The following is an 18,040-nucleotide window of genomic DNA, read 5'->3' as shown; positions in this document are numbered from 1 at the left end:
GGGTCGCCCTCCCGACTACCCGCCACTCGACGGTCGTTGAGCGCCTCGGGGCGACGGCCGATCAGGGTGCCCGGGTCGATGAACCGGGTGGCGCGTATGTCGGGCCGGCGGCGTCGACGGCGAGCGGGTCGGCTGTGATTTCGCAGTGGTTGTTGGTGTGCAGGCGCTGGCGTGAGCTGGGATGTTGCAGGTTGGGTGAGAACGTTTGGTGGCCGTCCGGGTGGAGGCTGTGGGGGCCTGACCTGGCGGTTTCGCGGTTTCGTTGAGAAAGCCCCGTTCTGTTGCACATAGCTTCGCGCGTCTGAGGGCCCGAACCGTATTTGTGCTGGTCTTGTGTCCTGAACATGCAAGGGAGTTGGTTGTAGGACGGCTTCCTGTGTGGTGCTGTGCGGAAGATGAAGGTTTTGTGGCCCTTCGGAGTCGCCCTGCGGGGGGAGGCTCCAAACCGCCTCATGCTGCGTTGGCTGAAGACCGTCGTGGTGAGCGATGAGGAAAAGGCGCCCGAGAGGCGTCAGGTGGGGATCGGGAAGACGAACGTAAGTGAATCGCTGCTGACGTGTCGAAAACAAAACAGACGGCATCGAAACCGGGGTGTGACCAGAACTCCGGGATGAGCCTGGCGGGTGCCCGTTTATTGGCCAGGTGGTGTCCGGCATGTAGGCGACGTGATCCCGGTTTGCGGCTTCCGTATGGAACAGGAGAAGGCGGGCCCCGATACTGCCGTTGCGTAGTGGCGGCGAGAGGGAGCACCCCAAGCAGCGGACACTGCGAGGGGCTGAGTACCGATGCGGGGCGTGCCGGCGGACCGACTCGTAGTAGTGATGAAGTCCCTGTAATCGGGGTGGAGCGAAGGGGTCGGGTCGTTCGCGACTGTGTTGATCGTATCAACCGGACGAAGTCCGGGAGGAGTTCGGTGGACCAGTTGAAATCACAGGTCAAGCCGTTTGAGATTTCGAAGTGGGAGGTCAAAGAGGCATGGGAGGAAGTCAGGGCGAATAGGGGAGCGCCGGGAGTGGACGGGCAGAGCATCGACGAGTTCGAGAAGGACCTGAAAAGCAACCTCTACAAGGTCTGGAACCGGATGTCGTCGGGCTCGTATTTTCCACCTCCGGTGCGTGCGGTGGCCATTCCCAAGCCGCACGGTCAGGGCGTGCGAATACTTGGAATTCCCGCTGTCGCTGATCGTGTGGCCCAGACCGTGGTGGCCCGGCATCTGATGCGAAGGGTGGAACCCCTCTTTCATCCGGACAGCTTCGGATACCGGCCCGGACGGTCCGCCTTGGACGCTGTGGAGAAGTGCCGGAGACGCTGCTGGAAGCGGGACTGGGTGGTGGAGTTCGACATCACCAAGTTCTTCGACAGCGTGCCCTGGGACCTCCTGGTCAAGGCGGTGGAAGTACACACGGACGCCGTTTGGGTGGTGAAGTTGTACGTGCGGAGGTGGCTCGCTGCCCCGCTCGCCATGCCTGACGGCTCTCTGCTGGAGCGGGAGTGCGGGACGCCCCAAGGCGCCCCGGTATCTCCTGTGTTGGCGAACCTGTTCCTGCACTACGCGTTCGACTCTTGGATGGTCCGGGAGTTCCCCTCCGTCTGGTTCGAACGCTATGCGGACGACGCGGTGCTGCACTGCGTCACCGAGGGGCAGGCCCGGCAGGTGCTGGGCGCGCTCGGGAACAGGATGGCCGAGGTCGGGTTGCGGCTGAATCTGGCCAAGACCCGGATCGTGTATTGCAAGGACGGACAACGCCGGGGCTCGCACGAGCACACGGAGTTCACGTTCCTCGGGTATACGTTCCGCGCCAGGCGGAGTCGGAGTCGGCACGGGAACCTGTTCTTGTCGTTCGACCCGGCGGTCGGCAGGGACGCCCTGAAGAAGATGGGGCGGGAGTTGAGGTCCTGGCACCTGCACACCCGCTCGGATCTGTCCTTCCAGGAGCTCGCCCGCAGGATCAATCCTGTAGTGGCGGGTTGGCTCAACTACTACGGCCGTTTCAGGCCGTGGGAGCTGATCCCCTTCACGATGCGTATCAACACCTACCTGGTGCGCTGGATCCGCCGGAAATACAAACGGCTCGCGGCCAAGCGGAAGGCCATCACGAAGATGCAGGAGATCGCCCGGCGATACCCCCGCATGTTCGCGCACTGGCGCCTTACCCCCTCCGTAAACGCCGTGGCGATTTGATGACCAGGACGACAAGAGCCGTGTAACGGGCGACTGTTACGCACGGTTCTGTGAGAGCCGGAGGGTGAGACTCCCTCCGGCTACTCGGCACAGGTTTTTAGTGTGGTCGATGGGCCGGGGTGGCCCACCGCTTGGGCGTGCGGGGCCCGGGTGTGTCGGGGCGGTGCCGGGTTTCGGCGAGGTGGTCGAGGCGGACCGTGTCGAGGCTGGTTTTGGTGATGCGTTCGGTGCCGTCGTCGATGGCGGTGATCGCGGCCTGGCGGATCAGGCGGGTGAGGCTGCCGATCCGGCCGGCGGTGCGCTGATGGAGGTGGGACGCGAGGCGGGGGAGCGTGCCCGCGCGGTGTGCGTTTCGGGTCGAGGGCGGTTTCCACGCCGGCGATCAACTCGGTGAACGGTTCGTGTTTCCCGAGCCGGGCCGGGAACGCCCCGCAGTCGATCAGCGAGGCCCGTCCGGCGAGTTGCGCTCCGCGTACCCCGGCGAACAACGCGGTTGTCACCACGTCGATGCCCGCGTACACGAATGTCGCGCCGATGCGTTCGGTGAGGTCTTTCAGCAGGTCTGCGGTCTCGGCGCCGGTGGTGGTGCGCGGGTTGAGGCGGCGGGTTCTCGTCGATGAGGACGAGGTGGACGCCGGCCCGGTTGTAGGTGTGGCACACGGCTTCGGTGATCTGGGCCTGCGTCATCCGGGCCGTGACGGGGACGCCGAGATAACGGGCGAACTCGGTGGCGAGGGCCTTGGCGGTCGCACCGGGCGGCACGAGGACGTACGCGACCGGCACCCGGCCCTCCGCTCTCCCGCTGTGTCGGGCGGCCTCCGCGAGGTGGCACGTGCGTCCGACATGGAGCACAGCGGTGGTCTTGCCCGCGGCGGCGGGCCCGGTGACGATCAGGGACGGTCGGGCGGTGGTCCGTTGGTGACGGCCCGGGATCATCAGCGTGCGCACGTTCGTGGCGAGGGTGTCGATGGCCAGCGTGCGGACCGCTCACGAACGCGGAGTGGTAGGCCAGACGTTCTTCCCGGCTGCGCGGCGGTGTGCCGGGCTCGGGTGGCCTCGGGAGCGGTGCGGTCGCGAAGTCCTGCCGGCCCTGCCAGGTGGTCACCGGCCGGGACTGTTGCGTCGTGTCGGCATGTGCCCACGCGTTGCCTGTGTCGTCGCCCGACTGCGCATCGGGGGTCACCATTTCAGGGCCTCCTCGTGTGCGTCGTGGAGCCCGTACGCCGGGTACGGCGGGACGGGGGAGTCGGGATCGTCTTCGCCGGTGTCCGACCCCGGCAGTGACGACTCGTCGAGGCCGTCGTCGAGTTCGTCGAGGCTGTCCTCGCCCGGCCCGGGGAGCACGTCCCCGAGGTCCTGTTCCCGCCCCTCGTGTGCGGAGCGTGTCGGCGGAGGAGTCCGGGCGGGGGTGCCGCGGGCCACAACGGCGTGTTCGACACGGGTGACGTGTCCGCCGTGGGCGCCGCGCATGAGTTGGTCGAGGGCTTCCGCGAGGTTCGCCTCGTGGATGTGGGTATCGTCATGGCGTTCGGCGGTGGCACGCAGGTATTGCCGGGTGCGTTCGTCGAACCGGCGATGGGTGTGGTCGCGGTGGATCCAGGGGATCTGCGTCAACGCGCCGTCGGGCAGGCGGATCCACACCTGGCGGCCGTCGTGCGGGTTGTGGTGGACCTCCCACTTCCCGCCTCGGGCGACGATCCCGGAGGACTGCCCGCGAAGCGGGCCCAGGTCCTCGTGGTCGTAGGTGCGGTGGTCGATGCGGATCCTGCGGTCGGTGACGGCCTGCCATCGCACCGGCAGCAGTTCGAGGTAGTCGCCGCCGGTCGGCGGTACCGGCACGTACCCGCACGTCGCGACCAGCGCGGCCCACATCCGGTGCGTCTTCTCAATGGCGGGTTCGGGGTGTGGTGCTCTGACCTGGGGCGCGGCACCGATTGAGAAGGTCGGCCTGTGCTTGGTGACATGGGACTTCGGTCTGTGGTGGTGGGTGCGCTTTCGGCGATGGGTCGGTTGACCTGCGGTGTCGCAAGGTTCGAGAAGGCCGCGCAATGTGATTGAGAATTCCGTGTGGCGGGCGATGTGTTCGTGCGTCGGGACCGTGCTCGCTGCGTTGGGTGTACCGAGTCGGAGAGGTCCGGACTTCCCTGCCCGGGCGTGGGTGGGGCGGGCGACGCCGCGACTGTTCTCGCGCCCACCCGGGGCTGCCCGCGCCGGCCTCTCTGCGTTCCCGGCTGCCGGGGCGGGCTCGCAGAATGTGGTGGGTGGCATGGTGCTCGTGCCGGCACGATGCGGGGAGGACGGATGCGCCGGAGCGGGTGCCGACGAAAGGTGCACGGTGAGTACGCTGAAACTGGATGGCAGTGAATGGCGCCTGGGACCCGCGTTCGGATCTGGCGGATTCGCCACGGTCTTCGAGGTCACTTCGGCGGAAGGCGACCGGGCGGTCGCGAAGCTGTTCCCGAAGGCCCCCGGCGCCGATCGTGAACTGTTGTTCTCCGGGGAGGGCGTGCGCAACGTCATCCCGATCCTGGACTGCGGTGAGCACGAGGGCGATTGGGTGATCGTGATGCCCCGGGCGGAGAAGTCGTTGCGCGATCACTTGGACGCCGTCGGCGGCGCGGTATCCGAGGACGAGGCCGCGGTGATCCTGCGCGATATCGTCGTGGCCCTGACCGACCTGCACGGCGACGTCGTGCACCGCGACTTGAAGCCCGAGAACGTGCTCCTGTGGGAAGGCCGCTGGTGCGTGGCGGACTTCGGACTGGCCCGCTACGCCGAGGCCGCCACCGGAACGAACACCCGGAAGGGCTGGGGCACGTGGCCCTACATGGCGCCCGAGGTCTGGAAGTTCCAGCGGGCGACGATCGCCGCGGACGTGTACGCGTTGGGCGTGATCGGCTACGAACTGCTCACCGGGCAGTGGCCGTTTCAGGGCCCTTACGACCACGACTTCCGGGATCAGCATCTGCAGGAGAGCCCGCCGCGGCTTACCTCGGTCTCTCCTCTGCTTGCCGCCGCGGTTGAGGAATGCCTCTACAAGCCCCCGCAGGCACGCCCCACACCTGCGCTGATGCTGGACAGACTTACACGAGCGGCGCCGGCTTCCGCAGGACTCGCCGCCCTCGCGGAGGCGAACCGCAACGAGGTGGGACGCCGGGCCGAGGCGCAGCGTGCCACGGCCGCGGGCGAGACCGAGGCGGAGCGCCGCGAGGAACTGTTCACCACGGCAGCGGCGATCCATACCCGGATCTCCGAGCTGTTCCGGACCGCCCTCACGAACGCGGCTCCCACCGCCGAGGTCGAGAATGGGCGCCAGGGGGGCTGGATCCTCGAGCTCGGACGTGCCCGACTGCACATGTCGGCAGCGCATGAGGCGCCCGCAGGGGTGTCGGGAGTCGCCACGTCGATGCCGATCGACGTCGTGGCGTACGCAACCGTGAAGCTGGAGATGGTCACCCCCAACCATCTCGGCTACCAAGGTCGTGGCCACGCGTTGTGGTACTGCGATGCCAAGGCCGCTGGGGAGTATCGCTGGTTCGAGACAGCCTTCATGCCGTTGCCGTTCCAGACCGAACGGCCGACCGTTCTGCCCTACGCCCTCGGGCCCGGGGCAGAGGCAGCGCGCGCCGTCGGACCGGCGATGGACGTTGTTCAAGTTGCCTGGCCGTTCACAGCTCTGGATATCGCCGACTTGGACGAGTTCATCGAACGCTGGGCGACCTGGCTGTCCGCCGCCGCCAGCGGGCGGCTTGAGCATCCGACCCGCCTGCCGGAACGCCCTGTCGACGGATCCTGGCGTAATTGAGCGAACGGGCGCTGCGGGCGCAGCGGTTCCTGTGGTGCCTCTCGGCTTCCTGTCGAGTTTTCCTGTCCGGTTTTCCTCAAAGAGCGTTTTATGCATGGATAGGTGTTTGGCCCAAGTCCTGAGGTTGGATGTCACGCCAGCTCAGGGTGGATTCGTGGGTGAGGCGTCTGCTCATGAGGTCGATCATGGCGAGGTGGATCATGGCTTCGGAGCGGTGTGGGTGGGTTTCGTAGTCGCGGGCGAGGCGGCGGTGGTGCATCAGCCATCCGAAGGTCCGCTCTACGATCCAACGTCTGGGGAGGACCTTGAATCCCTTGACGGTGGGGTCGCGTTGCACGACGTGGACGTCGATGTCGAGGGCCGCTCCGCGTTCGATCGCTTTGGTGCGGTAGCCGCCGTCGACCCAGGCCTTGGTGACGCGGGGGTGGGCTGCGGCGATCGCGGAGAGCAGGTGGATGCCGCCGACGTTGTCCGAGACGCTTGCCGCGGCGACCCACACGGCCGGGTACCGGGCCGGACAGGGAGGGGTCGCGGTTGGACGACGTAGGCCCGGACGGTGGTGCGTGGCGGGACGCCGATCGGCCGACGGGTGGGCCGGCGGCGGTCCGGGTGGGACCGGCTCAACGAGGCGCAGCGCGAGCAGCTGCTCGCCCCCGGGCTCACCCCGCCCGCGATGGTCGACACCGCGGCGACCGAGGCCGGGGTGGTGGTGCCAGCGTCGGACGGGCCCAAGCCGGGGGCCTGATCCTCGATCGAGCCGGTGGCCCTCACACCGCTCGGCACTGCGACCGGGCGATCGCCGGTCACTCCTTGAGGAGTTTCCATTCCATCCACGCGGCGTCGTTGTTGCGGCAGGTCGTGGTCTGGACGGCGTGGGTCTTGGAGTGGACGTCGAGGCAGGGTCTGCGACCCGCGACCGTCTGCAGGGTCGTGACGCCGCCGAACACGGCCGTCTCCCAGGACTGGGAGGGTGACGCCTTGTTGTTCTCGCAGTCGCGAAGGAACGCCCTGGTACCGCTGGTGTCGAGGCAGCGGTAGTGCTTCTGGTCGACAACCCTGACGGTCCCCTCGCCGACGGATCCCAGGCTGAAGCCCCACACCTGGTACTGGCGGTTGTTGTCGTTGCAGGCCTTCACCGTGATCGCGGGATCCCCCTTGCCCGAACTCGTCAGGCAGAGCCCGCTCCCGACGTTCTTGAGTAGGTATCTCCCTTTGAGTGGCGCGGCTGCCTGGGTGGGGGCGGCCGCGAGCAGGGTGGCGGCCGCGAGTGCGGCGGTCGCCGCGACGAATACGTGGTTGCGCTTGCGCATGGTGTTCCTCTCACCGTTGCCGAAACGAGCGGGTCCCGCCTGCACGGCGGGACGGCGCCACCCAAGGGAACGACGCGCGCGGCATCGCGCGGTAGCCGCCGGACGGGTGGCGCGAGGCCGATCCGGACGGCCGCCCGGGTCCTCGGGTGGGGGCCGAAAGGGGGCGATCAAGGGCGTGGCGTCGCCCGTCACGGGGCCGGCCGTGGTTCGTTGGTCGGGTCGGGATGCCGTTCGGAGGAGATGCGATGCCGGCCAATGTGGGCGACCGGATCCGTATGGGGTCCAGGACCGCCGAGATCGTCGAGGTACTCGGGCCCCGCGGTAACCCGCCCTACACGGTTCGATTCGACGACGGCACGGAGAAGACGGTCTTTCCCCTGCCGGACGAGGTCGACGTCGTGGAGGAGTTCCCGTCGTACGTCGTGTTGAAGTAGATCGACGAGACCGAGGACTCGTTCGGGTTCGAATTGGTGGCGGTGAAGGCCCAACGGTCGTTGTAGAGGCGGATGGAGTTCACGGTCCACCACCGCAGGCCGTTCACGACCGGCGGGGGGTGCCATCCTCCCGGGGGGACGAAACCCTCGTCGGATTCGGGCACCAGAACGGCGAAGGGAATGACTCCCTCCAGTTTGACCCGTCCGTCCGGCACCGTCCCCGAGACGGCCTCGATCGTCGTCACCTCGGCCTGGATGTAGGCACGGATCAGGTCGAAGAACGGCGCGACCTCCTCCAGCGCCTTCATGGACACTTCCAGGTACGCGTCGAAGAGCTTCTCCATGGTGCTGATCCACTCGATGGCCTCCCTGCTCAAGTGGATCGTGACCTCGAAGCCGTGGAACTCGGTGTAGATGTCTCCACTGGTGTCGAATTTCGGGACGTGGTTCCCCTCGGCACGCGAGCGGCGTACGAGCGGTTCGTCGCCGAGCTGCTCGAAAGGCGGCATGGCGTCTCCTCCCGGAACCGCCACCCGTGTGCGGTCGGTGAGTGGTTCGCGGTGGCCAACTGCCAGTATCGAAACGTGTTCCGGACGTCACAAGACGCCGTGAAAGGTTGGCCGACACCAGGTCGGGCATTCAGGCCACGCGCCCTCGCGAACGAGAGAGGGCGGGCGACCACGAGAGCGCCGAACACTTCCGCGCGTGGTCGCGTCACGATCTCGACGCGGACGAGACACCGCCCACCGGCGAACAAGGGGCACAGGCGCCAAGCCACCGCAGACCGTTGCTTGGCCATAGGACCGGTGGCCTCGGCGCCGACACGGGCGCACGTCACGACCAAGCCCGCACCGCCGGCCCCTGGTTGTACCTGACCGCGACCCCGCGCGTGTGGGAACCACCCGCCAACAGCACTACAGCGAAGGCACCGGCGAGGGCGAAGCCGAGCGACCCTCGGTCCTCGCCGACGACGCGGCGTGGGACGACCCGGACGCGGCGAACCCGAGCGGGCTCGACAACCTTATCGAGGACGAAGTCGGCCGGGACAATGAAGGTGACGAGGCAAGCGAGGGCGGCGTCGGGCATCGGGTGCGCGGGGGACGTCCGCTCCACTCGCCGCTGCCGCTCCACGCCGTCGCGTCCATGGAGAACGAGGAGATCTTCGACCCCACCGTCCACCGCCTGGAACTCGCGGCCGGCGTGCGCCTGGGCTGCTCGCGAAGCCTCGGATCGTGGTGATCGACGTCGCCGATCCCGAGGTGCAGGACTTGGCCGAGGCCGGCGGTATCGCCCTCAACCGGGGCCCGGGCCGGCGCAGTCCGGCGGACACCGAGAGGTATCGGGCGGCGCGGTTGGCGGCGTTGCAGACGGCGGTGTTGCGGGTCGCCGCGGAGCAGGGGTTGGCGACGGTGATCGCGTATCACGCGCGGACGGTGGAGGCGAAGGCGTGCGCGCGGACGCTGCCGGCGGTCGCGGCCCGGCTGCACGAGCAGGACCCGGCGGGGTTTCCGGCGGCGGTGTGGGCGGATTGGTTGTGTGGTGAGCACGAGGCGGGGCATCGGCGGCGGGTGCTCGGGGACTTCGCCGCGCACACCGACCGCCCGACCGCTCTGTTCGAGCCTGACGACGTGGGCGCAGAGGCGGTGACGCGGCGGGCGGTGTTGTCGAACGTGCGGGTGTTGGCCGAGGGTGTCGACCTGCGGGCCGATGCCGTGGCGTTCATGGACCCCAAGCTGAGTGTGGTGGACATCGTCCAGGCGATCGGGCGTGCCCTGCGTCAGGAGCCGCACGAGGGCCGGACGGCGACCATCATCGTGCCGGTGTTCCTGGAGGCCGGGGAGCAGCCGGACGAGATGCTCGTCTCCGACCCGTACCACTTTCTCGTCCGCGTCCTGCACGCCCTGGCCGCGCACGACAGCCGGGTCCTGGACATGCTCGCCACCCCCGCGCCCAGCGGTGTGGGACTCGGCTCTTGTCCGTCATCGACGAGCCGGCCCCGGACGGCGACGACCAAGACCAGGAGCAGGACGGCGATGACCCCCTGGTCGACGAGGACGACGAGGACGACGAGGCGGCCGAGGACGAGGCGGCCGAACGGGACGCCAAGGCAGCGGAGCGGTTTCTCGTGCGGTTCATGAGCAGGCGCGATCCCGCGCTCATCGCCGACTCCGCCAGCTGCGGGTGATCAACCCCGAGCGTCGCGACTGGCGCCGCAGCTACCCGGCCGCCCGCCGGTGGCACGGCGAACACGGTGACCTCAAGGTGCCGTTGGAGGCAATCGACTACGACATTGCCACCGGGACCAGTCACCCGGTCGGGGCCTGGCTCAGCGAGCAGCGCAAGGCGTGGTCGGTCGGGGCGATCAGCCGTCGGCGGATCAGGATGCTCGCGGCCCTGGGGATGGTGTGGAACGCCGAGGACGCGGCGTTCGAGGACGGGTTGGCGATGTGTCGGGCGTACTTCGCCGTGCACGGCCATCTGGCGGCGCCCAAGTCGGCGGCGGTGGACAACCATCCCGTGGGGCAGTTCCTCGCGAACTGCCGCCGCCCGCTGGAGTCCCGCAGGAACCCGGGCCGGTGGCGGGAGCGGTGGGCGCGGTTGGCCGAGATCGACGCGGACTGGAACCCGGCCGGGCGCGCCGATCCGGCGCGGTGGTGGTCGTTGGAGTGGCAGCGGATGCTCGCGGTGGTGCGGCTGCACGTCGAGGGCGGCGGGTCGCTGGAGGCGTTGGTGCCCGGGTGCACCGCCGGTGGTGAGGACGTCGGGGCGTGGCTGGAGCGGCAACGACGCGGCGGAGCCGACCTGACGCCGGCGCAGCGGAAGGCGTTGGCCGGGGTGGGCGTCGACGTGACGGCGGTGGTGGTGCCGGAGCAGCGGGCGGTGGTGGACCGGTGGGTGCTGACCCCGGCCGCCGCCGCGGCGTTCCGGGAGCGGGAGGGGCATCTGGTCGTGCCGCGCAGGCACGTCGAGCAGGTCGGGGTCGACGGTGTGGTGCATGCGGTGAAGTTGGGTGTGGCGTTGGCCAACGCCCGGCAGCGGCGGGCGACCTGGCCGGCGGAGCGGGTCGAGGCGTTGACCGTGCTCGGATGCGGTGGGCCTGATCCGTCTCGGGCCGAGCTCGGCGATGCCGGCCGGTGTCGCCGAGCTCGGCCGGCGTCGTGCTCCTGGTGGTGCTCGCCGGCATCGGGTCGTGTCCCCTGCTCCTGCTCCGACCAGGGCACGGGGGCACCCTCGCCGGATGTCCCGGGGAACAGGGACACCGGGGCATCGAGGACCGGGAGCGGCCGGGGGCCGGCGTCGCCGGTGGTGGTCGAACCGAGCGTGACCGCACCGGCAGGGTGGAATGGGGTTCGAGTGGAAGATCCCATACCGGTCTGCGCCGTCCGAGGGTGCATACAGGGGGTCTGGCCTGGGGTTTCGTCCGGCGTGGGGGGTCCGATATAGATCGGACCCCGTAACGGGTCCCGTATTAGGGGGAGAATGCCGGTGATCTTGTACGACATCGCACCCGGCTCCTCCTCCGTCGCGCACAACGACACCGACACCACCGCGCACACCTTCTCCGCCGCCGGCTGCAAGGGCGTCGTCACAGACATCCCCACGGGAGGCGTGGGGGTCTACGGGAGCGTGCGTTTCGACTCCTGACCGACCTTTCGCACCCAGGGACCCGGGGGGCGGTGTCCCCCCGGGAGCCCTTGGCGCCGTCGGGGGGTGCTCCGCCCGCTACTCCTCCACGATCTCGACCTCACCCGGCCGGGGAAAGACGGTCTCCTCCCGGCCGTCTTCGAAGCGGACCGTGTAGGGCGGGCTGCCCAGGGGGCCCAGCACCTCGACGATCTCCCCGATCCGCGACCCCACACGGATCCGGTCACCCACACTCGCCGGCATATTCGGCTCCTCTCCGGGAGTTCGACAATGCGTTTCGACCGGATCAACGACCCGCGACCCGGTACGTGACGGACACCGGCGCCCGGGACGGCCCGATCTCCGCCGCAGTGGTGCGTCCATTGCCGGGTGTGGTGGAACCCGATCGGCCCAGCGGAGGTCTTCCCACGCCGGGACGCGAAAACGGGCGTGTGCGTCGGGGCCCTTCGCACACAGAGGCAGGACGCATGGCGATCTCGCGTGACATCGGATTCGGCGCGCTCACCCTCAGGTTCACCACCGACGACCACGTCCCGGACGGTTGGTACTGGTTGGCCCAGAGAACGGGCCCCGGTGACACCCGGGGAACGGTGATTCGCGGCACCGATCCGAAGGACGACATGGTGCGTCCTCCCGTCGATTGGCAACGCCTCGACTACACCGGGGGCCTTATGACCTTTTGGCGACCCGTGCCTCCTCCCGGATACAGGTTCTTCTCCGACGTCCTCGTCCCCACCAGCGTGGACCCTCGCAACGATCTCCTCTTCGGCGCCCGGGCTGTGCGCGCGACAAGGTCCCGCTCAGGGAGGTCGGCCCGTTCTTCGAAGTCGATTGCACGATGGTCACCCCCTCCGTGACCGCCGTCGGCAGCCACGAGGCCGGTGAGGAGACCGTCAACAACGTCATCCCGACCACTCACACCCGCCGGACGGGCGCCTGCACTGGACCGGCGACATGCCCCCGAAGCTCTTCGAGCCGGCCGCGCGCACCGGCTCCCTCCGCTCCGCTTCGCCCTTCCCGTCGGCGGGTTCCGGCGCAAGGCGCCGTCGCACGGACCGGGCTCGACGCGCCGACCGCGCCGATCGCGCCGACCGTGTCGTCGCGGAGCGCCCGGAGGAGGGGCCGGGTGGGCACGTCGGGGCGGGTGGAGCCGCCCCGACACCGGTGACGAGTGCCCACGGTCAGGGCGTGCGCGATTCGGCCTCGGATTTGATCGCCGCGAGATGCGCGGAACCCAGGTGGTCCAGCGCGCGGCCCAACAACCCGTCGAGTTCCCGGCCACCGGGGACTCCGGCAACCGGCCCGCCTACGGGAGCCGGTTCGAAGTCGTGGGTGATGGTCAACTCCGTCGTGGTGTCCGATGTGGAGACCGCCCGCCACTCCCCGGCCATCCGTCCCACGAGCGGCGCCTTCTCCACCTGGTGGTAGCCGATGACCCGGCGCGCCTCGTCGATGTCGCGCCGGGAGACCCAGGACTGGCTCCGGCCGCCGATGTCACCCGTGATCGCGACGATCTGGTGGGTCGGGGAACTCTCGGTGACCCGCGCCGCGCTGGTCAGTGGGAAGAGCCGGACCCATCCCTCCACGTCCAGCAGGATTCGCCAGACGTCCGCGATCGGGGCGTTGATCGTGACGGTGTGCTCGAGGTTCGGCATGACGGTCCTCTCGGTGTGATCGCGTGGCGATCGCGGGCCGGGTTCCCCGTGGCCGACGTGGGAGCGGACGAACGTGCTGTTCGTGCTCCACCGCGACGCGGACGTGGCGACCCGGTGCCCGGGCGCGGGCATTCCATGCGCCGGCCTGCCCGTCCGGGGCCGATCGTCCCCGCGACCTCGACCGACGGGGTGGGGACTTCCCAGCGGCCGACCGGCCGGCGGCATCCTCTTCCCGCCCCGTATTTCCCTGCTCGACGACCTCGTCCACCATCGGGTCCGACCCCGCGGGCGGGTCGCTGGTCCGCAGGTCTCGATCTCGGTCGTGATTCGTCCGTTCCGGGGCCGGGATCCGGGAAGGTGCCCCAGCTCATCCTTTACGTAACTGACTTACGCGAACTCTCGGGACGCATCCCAGTCATCGACAATCGCGGAGTACTTCGGCGAGGGAGCGGCGTTGACGGTGCGGACGGGAACAACGAAGCGCAGGTCGTCGACGGAGGCGAGCACGCCCTTGCCCCGGAACCTGACGATCGGCACACGACGACGCAGCAGGGACACACAGTTCCGACTCTCACGTCGGATGACCGCCGTCGGTCGGTCGGCGCGACGGATCGGGGCGCGTGAGTTGTGGCCCGCAGCGGGTCATCCGTCGTACGCGGTTCCGCGACGGCCTCGGCATCCACCCCGACACCGCCCGGCGGCAGTGCGGCGAATCCGTGATCGGGTAGCCGGATCCCCAGATCACGCGAACCTCGAAGGCGTTTGCGGAGTTGGCGGTACAGCGCGGCGAGCGCGGCCGGGCCGGGCAGAACCGCCTGCGCGGCGCGCGGATCGAGCCCGGTACACCGCCCGGCCGCCGGCGCCGTGGCCAACCAACTTCGATCCCACAGCGTCACACGGAGTCCTGCGGCAGCTTCGGGAGAACCGGGCCGGCGCGAACACTCTCAGTAAAACCACCCGCAGACCGAGTCACGCTCAGCTACGTGTCGGTTGGATCGCTGTTCGTTGACGACACCCCGAGAAGGGTGGGCGTGGTGGTGCGGGGTCAGTCCAGGGCCAGGAAGCTGCCGACGTTCTCGTCCGGCCGGGCCTCGCCCGGTCCCAGGGGGTTGAAGATCTTCATCTGACATTTGCCGTCGGGGAAGAGCAGGAGGGTGCCTTCGGTCTGGTTGGCGATCGTGGTGCCGGGGCCGAGGCCGGGGTAACACTGGCCGCCCTTCGGGTCCTCGACCTGCTTGGACTTGGCGCCCTTCTCCAGGATCACGACACCGGGGGCCGCGGAGGCGGTCGAGGCGGCGACGAAGGACAGGGCGAGGGCGCCGGCGGTGACCACGAGGGCCACGCGCGGGCCGAGGCGCATGCGCATGAGGGGGACTCCCATCCGGGGTGCACACAAGGGACATTTCCGGGAGTGCCGGAACCCGAACCGATCCGGTACCGCGTCACTCCCGCCGACCGAGGTACCCGCGCGGGACCGATCCGCACAACCGCGCCCGGCGGTTCACTCGAAAGAGAAACGACTGCCGGAACGACCTCCTCGACACCCGTCACGCTCGGCTACGTGTCGGCTGGATCACCCTCTGTTTAACGGCACCCCCACTTGCACACCGAAATTGGTTTCAGAGAGCTACTTCGTGGTTGCTATACGAGCGTCGGGCCAAATCGGAACCGAGCAGTGGTTGGTCGCAGTCGACAGCACCCAAAGCATCACGCCCACCCGCGCCCGGATCCTCGTCGCCCACCGCATCGCCGCCGGCGGCCGGCCCCTGAGCCACAACCCCACCGACGACGGCCTCACCCTGGGCATCGCCGGCCCCGATGCCGACACCCGCATCAAAGCCCTCCACAAGGAACTCAAGCGCATCGGCAAACGCCGCTGGACCCTCGTCATCCACCAGCCGGACGACACCGCACCCGCCCCGAACCCCGAACCGGCATAGGCCACGGCCCACACCACATCCACGAAAGGCCAGACAGCCGGATCAAGATCGTTTCTTAGCGTTCAATCCTGCTGAAATCTGCTCCGAACCCCGTTCTGGCCTTGTGCTTGTCGTGTGCCGGGCCCGGAGTCCCGCTGGGAGCACTGCACCCAAAATGGTTGCTCTGGGCCCGTGACCGGCGTGGGTGCGTGTCCCGCGCGGCCCCCGCACCTTGACTGGGGATTTCCGTATGCCGGAGTTCCCCGACCCCAAGGGCCTTTCCATGCGCTCCATTGCTTCCGCACTGACTGCCGTCGCCACGCTCGCCATCGTCCTGGGCGGCGCCTCGGCTGCTGCCGCCGACACGAACGTGATCGTCCCCGAGGGAAACGCCTACACGTTGGTCTTCGGAAATTGGACCCAGTTCGCCGCTGACGACGTCTTCAACGCCGGTCACAACCACAAGGCCGTCTCGAACGACTGACCGAAGTCGTCAGGTCCCGGCACGGCCTGCGGGCTCGCCCTTCGAGGACGGGTACGCAGGCCCCGACGGGGGCCGACGCGCACCGCAATCGGCGTACGTCAGGGACGAGCACGCCCGCCGGACCCTGATCATCGCCGGCTCCCTCGCCCACAGCAGCGAACCCGAGGACGTGGTCCGGTACAGCCTCTGTCTGTTCGAGCCGGACGACCTACCTTCGGATGTGTCAGTGCTTCGGCGACTTTTTGTCAGTGGCGTGTCGGGTGCCGCGTCGTCTGCTTCGGCGAAGGCGCGGTACACCGACGCGAGCGAAGGCGGACGGCCGGCGTTCTTGCCGGTCTTGATGACGAGCTTGGCGGGGATGTCGCGTACGGGGACGCCCTTGTCGCGCAGGGCTAGGGCAGGGCGAGGACGCCGGAGCCGACGCACTCCTCGTCCTCAACGCGCTCGCGCTCGCGCAACGCGACCTCACCGGTCCGCGCCGAGGACGAGGCGACCCGCCGCGCGGCCGCCGTCGAACGCCGCCACCAACGCGACCGGGGGCCCAGGCCCGGCAGACCGCGCCCGGCACCGACGCCCGCGCCGAACTCGTCGCCACGGCCCGCGACTGGGAGCACCTGCACACCCAGGCCCACACCACCGACGTCGCCACCGCCGAACGCGTCGTCGACCGCGAACAGCGGGCCGCCGAGAGGAACCTCACCAAGGCCGCCGCCGACCGCGGCCGCGCCCGCGAACTGCGCGACGAGGCCGCCGTGCGCGCCACACTCCTCGCGGAGCACCTCGAGGTGGAGGACACCCGACGGGAACGAATCGAGCAACGCCGCGTCGTCCAGGACCGCGAGCGGGCCGAACGTCAACGCGAACACCAGCAGCAATGACAGCAGGAGTATCCCCGGCGGCCGCCGACCCACGGCGGACCGGGTCGAGGGTTCTCCATGTAGCCGGGCAGGCGGTTGCGCGAACCACTGACTTGCGGCCGGGGCGGAGCGAACATACTCTCCTGTTGACTGGCGTACCTCTCGCCGAACACCAAGGCTCGGACCCCCGGTTCGGGCCTTTTCTCATGCCCGCAGCGGGGAGCCCCCTGCGGATTCCGTCGCTTGATCGCCCAGCGCGCAGGTGCGCCGCCGATCGCGACGTTCTTCGACAACGCCAAACCCGCCTCTGCAACCGCCGGGAGATCCCGGTCGACCAGATCGGCGGCGAGGCCGCCATGCCCGAAAGGCGCGCCCCGTGCAAACCCCCAACCCCCTCCCTCCCGTGGGCTTCGGAGCCGGCTCGCTACTCGCCATGTTCACCGGCGCGCCCACGTGGATGGCCGTCTGCCTCGTCCTTCTCGCTTTCCTGTGGATCCTTGTCGCTGCCATCCCGGCCTGCACCGCGTGGACTCACACCCGGAGCCGCTGCGTGGACCGCAGGCAGCACTTCGCCGCGCTGGAAAATGCGGCGAGTTCCCTCAGCGCCCAGGAACGCGTCGCCGCGATCGCCGAGGTGATACGAATCCAGGACGCCCCGGATCCGCCGGTCCCCGAGCCACCCCCGTCGACCGCAGGCGGCCAAATGAGTCCCTAAGCGATGCGCGCGTTGGCGCGTCGCCGAGGAAGGCCCGTTGCGCCTGCGGCGGCCGCCGTTCCGCGTTGCCTGCGGCGCCATGCCACCTGCGGCGGCATCGGGACCTCCCCGCCGGCCCCGATCCCCGGCGGGTTGATGGCGATCTTTGAAAGTGGCTGTGGCGGATATTTCGTGACGGTCACTTCTGATCATCCGGCTGAGCAGGCAGCCGTGAGCATCGAGCGTGCTGTTCGTGGGGGACGAACCGCGCTTCTGGGACCTGGTGTGGCCTGACGTCGAGGGGTTGGAGGTGGACGCGGTCGAGACTGTCGATGATGTAGTACGCATCGATGTCCACAGCAGACAACCGCTGATCGCTTGCCCGGCCTGCGGGTCTGAAGCGTCGCGTGTGCACAGCAGCTACGAACGCCGCGTCGCGGACCGGCCGCTGGGCGGGAGGCGCGTCGTACTCCGCCTTCGGGTGTGTCGGGGGGTTCTTCTGCGACAACGACGGGTGCGACCGCCGGACGGTGGCCGAGCAGGTCGCGGGCTTGACTGCCCCGTATCGACGGCGCACGCGGGCAGTTGCCCGGATCGTGCAGGCGATCGGTCTGGCCGTGGGCGGCCGGGCCGGTTCCCGGCTGGCCGAGTACCTGCCGGTGAAGGCGAGCCGGGACGTGATTCTGGGTGAGGTCCGCGCGCTTCCCGACCCTCCCACGACGGGCGTCACGGTCCTGGGGATCGACGAGTTCGCGTTCCGCAAAGGCAGGATCCTTCGGCACGGTCCTCGTCGACGTGGAGACCCGTCGGCCGATCGACCTGCTGCCAGACCGCACCGTGGAGACCGTGGCCGCGTGGCTCTCCGAGCACCCGGGCATCGAGGTGATCTGCCGCGATCGGTGCAGCACCTTCAGCCAGGCCGCCGCCCGTGAAGCACCCGATGCGATTCAGGTCGCGGACCGGTGGCAGTGCGCCATGAGGCGCCTTGTCGTATCCCCGACTCAGTCGGGAGGAACTTGGAGGGAGGTTCTTGGGTCCAATGGCTTACCTAATCC

General features: G+C 69.0%; 21 protein-coding genes and 1 pseudogene. 13 read left to right on the top strand and 9 right to left on the bottom strand.

Annotation, left to right across the window (positions count from 1 at the left end):
- Positions 1-913 precede the first annotated feature (913 nt).
- Positions 914-2,182, top strand: a complete 1,269-nt coding sequence (ltrA, locus tag ABZ374_RS46605) for a group II intron reverse transcriptase/maturase (RefSeq protein WP_360324409.1) — start codon at positions 914-916, stop codon at positions 2,180-2,182.
- Between the two features lie 264 nt (positions 2,183-2,446).
- Here ltrA and ABZ374_RS46600 read toward each other — a convergent pair whose 3' ends face one another.
- Both ABZ374_RS46600 and ABZ374_RS46595 read right to left on the bottom strand, forming a co-directional pair.
- Complete coding sequence (locus ABZ374_RS46600) at positions 2,447-3,118, bottom strand: ATP-binding protein (protein WP_360324411.1); 672 nt, start codon at positions 3,116-3,118, stop codon at positions 2,447-2,449.
- A 243-nt stretch (positions 3,119-3,361) separates the two neighbouring features.
- Complete coding sequence (locus ABZ374_RS46595) at positions 3,362-4,054, bottom strand: hypothetical protein (protein ID WP_360324407.1); 693 nt, start codon at positions 4,052-4,054, stop codon at positions 3,362-3,364.
- A 463-nt stretch (positions 4,055-4,517) separates the two neighbouring features.
- On the opposite strand from ABZ374_RS46595, the gene ABZ374_RS46590 reads away from it, so the two are divergent.
- Entirely contained in the window at positions 4,518-5,987 is a 1,470-nt protein-coding gene (locus ABZ374_RS46590; RefSeq protein ID WP_360324405.1) for a serine/threonine-protein kinase, read from the top strand.
- 88 nt (positions 5,988-6,075) lie between these two features.
- Here the strand turns inward: ABZ374_RS46590 and ABZ374_RS46585 are convergent.
- Positions 6,076-6,486: pseudogene (locus tag ABZ374_RS46585) on the bottom strand (transposase); the annotation flags it as partial.
- 57 nt (positions 6,487-6,543) lie between these two features.
- Between ABZ374_RS46585 and ABZ374_RS46580 the strand changes: the two are divergent.
- Entirely contained in the window at positions 6,544-6,732 is a 189-nt protein-coding gene (locus ABZ374_RS46580; RefSeq protein ID WP_360324403.1) for a hypothetical protein, read from the top strand.
- 58 nt (positions 6,733-6,790) lie between these two features.
- On the opposite strand, the gene ABZ374_RS46575 is transcribed toward ABZ374_RS46580, so the two are convergent.
- Positions 6,791-7,297 (bottom strand): ricin-type beta-trefoil lectin domain protein, encoded by a 507-nt coding sequence (locus tag ABZ374_RS46575; RefSeq protein ID WP_360324401.1) that lies wholly within the window; start codon positions 7,295-7,297, stop codon positions 6,791-6,793.
- 245 nt (positions 7,298-7,542) lie between these two features.
- Here ABZ374_RS46575 and ABZ374_RS46570 point away from each other — a divergent pair, with 245 nt between their 5' ends.
- The 5 genes from ABZ374_RS46570 (at position 7,543) to ABZ374_RS46550 (ending at position 11,376) form a co-directional block, all read left to right on the top strand.
- Positions 7,543-7,731 carry a DUF1918 domain-containing protein gene (locus ABZ374_RS46570; protein ID WP_360324399.1) on the top strand — a complete coding sequence of 63 codons (189 nt, stop codon included), beginning with the start codon at positions 7,543-7,545 and terminating at the stop codon, positions 7,729-7,731.
- 891 nt (positions 7,732-8,622) lie between these two features.
- Positions 8,623-8,970, top strand: a complete 348-nt coding sequence (locus ABZ374_RS46565) for a hypothetical protein (RefSeq protein ID WP_360324397.1) — start codon at positions 8,623-8,625, stop codon at positions 8,968-8,970.
- Positions 8,964-9,869: a helicase-related protein gene (locus ABZ374_RS46560; RefSeq protein ID WP_360324395.1), complete on the top strand. Its 906-nt coding sequence runs from the start codon at positions 8,964-8,966 to the stop codon at positions 9,867-9,869. Before ABZ374_RS46565 ends, ABZ374_RS46560 begins: the two co-directional genes overlap by 7 nt.
- Positions 9,870-9,912: 43 nt before the next feature.
- Complete coding sequence (locus ABZ374_RS46555) at positions 9,913-11,175, top strand: helicase associated domain-containing protein (protein WP_360324393.1); 1,263 nt, start codon at positions 9,913-9,915, stop codon at positions 11,173-11,175.
- A 42-nt stretch (positions 11,176-11,217) separates the two neighbouring features.
- Positions 11,218-11,376, top strand: a complete 159-nt coding sequence (locus ABZ374_RS46550; protein WP_360324391.1) for a hypothetical protein — start codon at positions 11,218-11,220, stop codon at positions 11,374-11,376.
- Positions 11,377-11,454: 78 nt separating this feature from the next.
- On the opposite strand, the gene ABZ374_RS46545 is transcribed toward ABZ374_RS46550, so the two are convergent.
- The 4 genes from ABZ374_RS46545 to ABZ374_RS46530 form a co-directional block, all read right to left on the bottom strand.
- Complete coding sequence (locus tag ABZ374_RS46545) at positions 11,455-11,619, bottom strand: DUF1918 domain-containing protein (protein WP_360324389.1); 165 nt, start codon at positions 11,617-11,619, stop codon at positions 11,455-11,457.
- Between the two features lie 938 nt (positions 11,620-12,557).
- A complete protein-coding gene (locus ABZ374_RS46540; RefSeq protein WP_360324387.1) occupies positions 12,558-13,031 on the bottom strand; it encodes an SRPBCC family protein in 474 nt (157 codons plus the stop codon).
- 387 nt (positions 13,032-13,418) lie between these two features.
- A complete protein-coding gene (locus ABZ374_RS46535) occupies positions 13,419-13,589 on the bottom strand; it encodes a hypothetical protein (protein WP_360324385.1) in 171 nt (56 codons plus the stop codon).
- 487 nt (positions 13,590-14,076) lie between these two features.
- Complete coding sequence (locus tag ABZ374_RS46530; protein ID WP_360324383.1) at positions 14,077-14,397, bottom strand: hypothetical protein; 321 nt, start codon at positions 14,395-14,397, stop codon at positions 14,077-14,079.
- Between the two features lie 313 nt (positions 14,398-14,710).
- Between ABZ374_RS46530 and ABZ374_RS46525 the strand changes: the two genes are divergently transcribed.
- Both ABZ374_RS46525 and ABZ374_RS46520 read left to right on the top strand, forming a co-directional pair.
- Positions 14,711-14,971 (top strand): hypothetical protein, encoded by a 261-nt coding sequence (locus tag ABZ374_RS46525; RefSeq protein WP_360324381.1) that lies wholly within the window; start codon positions 14,711-14,713, stop codon positions 14,969-14,971.
- 229 nt (positions 14,972-15,200) lie between these two features.
- The gene (locus ABZ374_RS46520) at positions 15,201-15,434 is read left to right on the top strand and encodes a hypothetical protein (RefSeq protein WP_360324379.1); all 234 of its coding nucleotides are present in this window, start codon (positions 15,201-15,203) and stop codon (positions 15,432-15,434) included.
- A gap of 392 nt (positions 15,435-15,826) precedes the next feature.
- Here the strand turns inward: ABZ374_RS46520 and ABZ374_RS46515 are convergent, their stop codons facing one another.
- Positions 15,827-16,309 carry a hypothetical protein gene (locus ABZ374_RS46515; RefSeq protein WP_360324377.1) on the bottom strand — a complete coding sequence of 161 codons (483 nt, stop codon included), beginning with the start codon at positions 16,307-16,309 and terminating at the stop codon, positions 15,827-15,829.
- 532 nt (positions 16,310-16,841) lie between these two features.
- Here ABZ374_RS46515 and ABZ374_RS46510 point away from each other — a divergent pair.
- From ABZ374_RS46510 to ABZ374_RS46500, 3 genes are all read left to right on the top strand, one after another.
- Complete coding sequence (locus tag ABZ374_RS46510; RefSeq protein ID WP_360324375.1) at positions 16,842-17,006, top strand: hypothetical protein; 165 nt, start codon at positions 16,842-16,844, stop codon at positions 17,004-17,006.
- A gap of 223 nt (positions 17,007-17,229) precedes the next feature.
- Positions 17,230-17,676, top strand: coding sequence for a transposase family protein (locus ABZ374_RS46505; RefSeq protein ID WP_360324373.1), 447 nt, complete (start codon positions 17,230-17,232; stop codon positions 17,674-17,676).
- Positions 17,673-18,040 (top strand): transposase (locus ABZ374_RS46500; protein WP_360324371.1); only part of this gene is annotated, 368 nt, incomplete at its 3' end. The genes ABZ374_RS46505 and ABZ374_RS46500, both read left to right, overlap by 4 nt.

The sequence above is a fragment of the Embleya sp. NPDC005971 genome, assembly GCF_040629175.1.
GTDB lineage: Bacteria > Actinomycetota > Actinomycetes > Streptomycetales > Streptomycetaceae > Embleya.
Note: the sequence above shows the minus strand (reverse complement) of the source record. Positions and strands in the feature narration are given on the sequence as shown.